Origin of the sequence: uncultured Thermus sp. (assembly GCF_938010445.1) — a bacterium.
Classification (GTDB): Bacteria; Deinococcota; Deinococci; order Deinococcales; family Thermaceae; genus Thermus; species Thermus altitudinis.
The window spans coordinates 1-3,439 of the sequence record NZ_CALLUR010000008.1 but is presented as its reverse complement, the minus strand read 5'-3'; the positions used below and the strand labels follow the sequence as shown (position 1 = coordinate 3,439).

The following is a 3,439-nucleotide window of genomic DNA, read 5'->3' as shown; positions in this document are numbered from 1 at the left end:
TCCCGCCTTTGGGGTTTGGTGGGGTAGAGGCGGTACTTGAAAGCCTTCTTGTAGATACTATCCTGAATGTGCTTCACCTCCCATTCAGGTGGTGCTAGGTCGGGGGTGGTCCTCACACCGCTGGACTATTTGCTTTTAGTGTAGCACACTGTGGGGGGTCCATGTATCCCCGGACTGAAGGTCCGGGACATTATAGCCCCCCACACTCCCCTTTTCTCCAAAGGGCCCAAGGGCTTGGTAAACTTTAGATCATGTATGAGGCGGTTATCGGCCTCGAGGTCCACCTGCACCTGAAGACCCGGACCAAGGCCTTCTGCGGCTGTGAGGCCGAGTATTTTGGAGCCCCCCCCAACACCCACACCTGCCCCGTCTGCCTGGGCCTTCCTGGGGCCCTCCCCGTGCCCAACAAAAGGGCGGTGGAGTTTGGCCTAAGGCTGGCCCTGGCCCTGGGAAGCCGGGTTCCGGAAAGGCTGGTCTTCCACCGCAAGAACTACTTCTACCCCGACCTGCCCAAAAACTACCAGATCAGCCAGTACGACCTGCCCCTGGGCCAAGGGGGAAGCCTGCCCCTGGGGGAAAGGGCCGTGCGCATCAAGCGCCTCCATCTGGAGGAGGATGCCGGCAAAAGCCTCCACCTGGAGGACCGCACCCTTTTGGACCTGAACCGGGCGGGAAGCCCCTTGATTGAGCTGGTCACCGAACCCGATATCCAAAGCCCCGAGGAAGCCCGGCTTTTTCTCCAACGCATCCAGGCCCTGGTCCAGACCCTGGGGATCTCCGAGGCCAGCCCCGAGGAGGGGAAGATGCGGGCCGATGTGAACGTTTCCGTGCGCCGCCAAGGGGAGCCTTTGGGCACCAAGGTGGAGATCAAAAACCTCAACTCCTTTAAGAGCGTACAAAGGGCCCTGGAGTACGAGATCCGCCGCCAGACCGAGATCCTAAGGCGGGGGGAGAGGGTCAAGCAGGCCACCATGGGTTTTGAAGAGGGCAGCGGCAAAACCTACCCCATGCGCACCAAGGAGGAGGAGGCGGACTACCGCTACTTCCCCGAGCCCGACATCCCCCCGGTGCCCATCTCCCGGGAATGGCTCGAGGCCATCCGGAAAAACCTCCCCGAACTCCCCTGGGAAAAGGAAAGGCGATACCAGGCCCTGGGGATCAAGGCCCAGGATGCGGAGGTCCTGGCCTATACCCCTTCCCTGGCCCGCTTCCTGGACCAAGCCCTCGGCCTCGGCCAAGCCTCCCCCCAGGCCCTGGCCAACTGGCTTTTGGCGGACGTGGCCGGGCTCTTGAACGACCAGGGGCTTACCTTGGAACAAACCCGCCTTACCCCAGAGGGTCTCTCCCGGCTGGTGGCCCTCTTTGAACGGGGGGAGATCACCAGCCGGGTGGCCAAGGAACTCCTGCCCGAGGTGCTGGAGGGCCTGGACCCCGAGGCCCTGGTGCGGGAACGGGGCCTGAGGGTGGTGGCGGACGAGGGGGCCTTGAGGGCCGTGGTGACCGAGGTGATCGCCACCATGCCCGAGGCAGCGGAAAGCGTGCGCCAGGGCAAGCTTAAGGCCCTGGACGCCCTTTTGGGCCAGGTGATGCGGAGAACCAAGGGCCAGGCCAAGCCCGACCTGGTGCGCAGGCTCCTCCTCGAGGCCCTTGGGGTAGGATAAGGCCGATGCGCTACGAGGAAGCCGGGGTCCAGATAGAGGCCAAGGCGGAAGCCCTGAAGCGGGCCAAGGAGGCCATCGCCGCCACCTATACCCCGGAGGTCCTAAGGGGCCTGGGGGCCTTCGGCGGGCTTTTTGACGCGGGAAGGCTAAAGGAGATGGCCCACCCCGTGCTGGTGGCCACCACGGACGGGGTGGGAACCAAGACCCTTTTGGCCCTAAGGGCAGGGGATGTGTCGGGCCTGGGTTTTGACCTGGTCAACCACTCGGTGAACGACCTTTTGGCCCAAGGGGCTTTGCCCCTCTTCTTCATGGACTACTTGGCGGCCAGCCGCCTGGAGGAGGGGGTGCTCTCCGCCCTCCTCTCCTCCTTGGCCGAAGCCTGCAGGGCCCTGGGCATCCCCCTTCTGGGCGGGGAGACCGCGGAGATGCCCGGGGTTTACCGGGAGGGGGCCTGGGACCTGGCGGGGACCTTGGTGGGGGTGGTGGAAAAGGAGGAGGTCCTGGGCCCGGAAAGGGTAAGGGAAGGGGACGTGCTCCTGGCCCTTCCCTCCTCCGGTCCCCACACCAACGGCTACTCCCTGATCCGGAAGGTGGTGGAGGGGATGGACCTGGAGGGGCACGTGGCGGAACTGGGGGAAAGCCTCAAGGCCGCCCTCCTCCGTCCCCACCGGGCCTACCTGAAGGAGTTTCTCACGCTTAGGGAAGCGGGTGTGGAGCTCCACGCGGTGGCCCACATCACCGGGGGCGGCCTTCCGGAAAACCTCCCCCGGGCCCTTCCCGAGGGACTAGGAGCGGAAATCCACAAGGGAAGCTGGCCCATTCCCCCCATCTTTCCCTACCTGCAACGGAGGGGAAACATACCGGAGGAGGAGATGTACCGGGTTTTCAACATGGGCCTAGGGCTCATCCTGGTCCTACCGGAAAAAGACGCCCACAGGGCCCTGGAGCTGGTGGAAGGCTTTCTGGTGGGAAGGGTGGTGGCCGGCTCCGGAATCCGCCTGGTATGAAAGAGATCTGGCTCATCCGCCACGGGGAAACCGAGTGGAACGTCAATAAGCGCTTTCAAGGGCATCTGGATGTGCCCTTGTCCCCGGTGGGCATCGGCCAAGCCTTCCGCCTGGCCCAGCGGCTTGCCCGAAGCCAACTTCCCTTCCACCGGCTTTACGCCTCCGACCTACGCCGGGCCCGGGAAACCGCCGAGCCCCTGGCGGCGATGCTGGGCCTCCCCTTGGAAACCTCCCCGCTTCTGCGGGAGATTGACGTGGGTCTCCTGGCCGGCCTAAGCCGGGTGGAAGCGGAAGCCCGTTACCCCGAGTTCATCCAGGAAGCGCAAAAGGATCCCTGGCATACCCCCCGTCCGGGTGGGGAAAGCATGGCGGACCTGGCCCGGCGCCTGGAGGCTTTCCTGGAGGTGCTCCCACCCGGTCGCCACCTCCTGGTGACCCATGGTGGGGTCATCCGCGCGGCCCTGAAGATGGCCCTGGACCTCGAGGGCGATGCCTGGAGACGCTTCCACATCCCCAATACCTCCATCACCCGCATCCTTCTACCGGCTCAGGAGGTCTTAACGGTTTCCGATAGCGCCCACCTGGAAACCTGGGCCGACTGGCTTTCCGATGAAAGCGTCAAATAAAAAACCCCAGGCATAAGCCTGGGGTTTGTGTTGGAGCGGGAGACGGGACTTGAACCCGCGACCCCGACCTTGGCAAGGTCGTGCTCTACCAACTGAGCTACTCCCGCGTAGCAAAAATCCCCCGCACCGACCTACTCTCCCAGGA

Annotated in this window: 3 protein-coding genes and 1 tRNA gene; 3 read left to right on the top strand and 1 reads right to left on the bottom strand. The window is 64.2% G+C overall.

The features are described 5' to 3' along the window. The first annotated feature begins 251 nt into the window (after positions 1 to 251). The 3 genes from gatB to Q0693_RS00590 are packed head-to-tail and all read left to right on the top strand — an operon-like array spanning position 252 to position 3,294. Positions 252 to 1,661: an Asp-tRNA(Asn)/Glu-tRNA(Gln) amidotransferase subunit GatB gene (gene gatB, locus Q0693_RS00600; RefSeq protein WP_298628236.1), complete on the top strand. Its 1,410-nt coding sequence runs from the start codon at positions 252 to 254 to the stop codon at positions 1,659 to 1,661. A gap of 5 nt (positions 1,662 to 1,666) precedes the next feature. Next, positions 1,667 to 2,668, top strand: coding sequence for a phosphoribosylformylglycinamidine cyclo-ligase (purM, locus tag Q0693_RS00595; RefSeq protein WP_298628233.1), 1,002 nt, complete (start codon positions 1,667 to 1,669; stop codon positions 2,666 to 2,668). After that, positions 2,665 to 3,294, top strand: coding sequence for a histidine phosphatase family protein (locus Q0693_RS00590; RefSeq protein ID WP_243032427.1), 630 nt, complete (start codon positions 2,665 to 2,667; stop codon positions 3,292 to 3,294). The genes purM and Q0693_RS00590 overlap by 4 nt, the downstream gene beginning before the upstream one ends. Positions 3,295 to 3,325: 31 nt before the next feature. Here the strand turns inward: Q0693_RS00590 and Q0693_RS00585 are convergent. Next, a tRNA-Gly gene (locus Q0693_RS00585) sits at positions 3,326 to 3,401 on the bottom strand. Positions 3,402 to 3,439 lie beyond the last annotated feature (38 nt).

Bases quoted from the DNA above. Each gene is read 5' to 3' on its own strand.
- Q0693_RS00590 (WP_243032427.1), top strand. From the start codon at position 2,665: ATGAAAGAGATCTGGCTCATCCGCCACGGGGAAACCGAGTGGAACGTC.
- purM (WP_298628233.1), top strand. From the start codon at position 1,667: ATGCGCTACGAGGAAGCCGGGGTCCAGATAGAGGCCAAGGCGGAAGCC.
- gatB (WP_298628236.1), top strand. From the start codon at position 252: ATGTATGAGGCGGTTATCGGCCTCGAGGTCCACCTGCACCTGAAGACC.